At 56.1% G+C, this 355-nt stretch carries 1 pseudogene; it reads left to right on the plus strand.

The window, feature by feature from the left end:
• Positions 1 to 125: 125 nt before the first annotated feature.
• Positions 126 to 314: pseudogene (locus GV832_RS21790) on the plus strand (integrase core domain-containing protein); the annotation flags it as partial.
• Positions 315 to 355: the final 41 nt, after the last annotated feature.

A 355-nucleotide genomic window follows, 5' to 3' on the forward strand; every position in this document is an offset into this window, starting at 1 on the left:
CGGCCTCATGCTCCTTCAAAATGCCAATGATCTGGTCTTCGGTGAACCTGCTGCGCTTCATCTCTGGTCCTTTCGGTTGGGCCAGAGTCTAACTCAAACTGGATTAGCTGGAGGGGGCAACGTCACGGTCCTTGAAATATGAATGCGTCTATCTGCACGCTTGGGAAACCGGGTCGCAGGCTCGGGTCGGCATAGGGCGCTGGATCACCTTCTACAACCACCAACGCCCTCACACTGCCCATGGCGGACAGCCGCCCGCCGTGGTCTACTTCAACGCAACCCAAACCGATCAGCAGAGGCAGGCAGTAGCTTAAATCAGCCAGAAATCTGTCCAAGAGTTGGGGAGTAGCTCACT

This window comes from Stagnihabitans tardus (assembly GCF_009925085.1).
GTDB lineage: Bacteria > Pseudomonadota > Alphaproteobacteria > Rhodobacterales > Rhodobacteraceae > Stagnihabitans > Stagnihabitans tardus.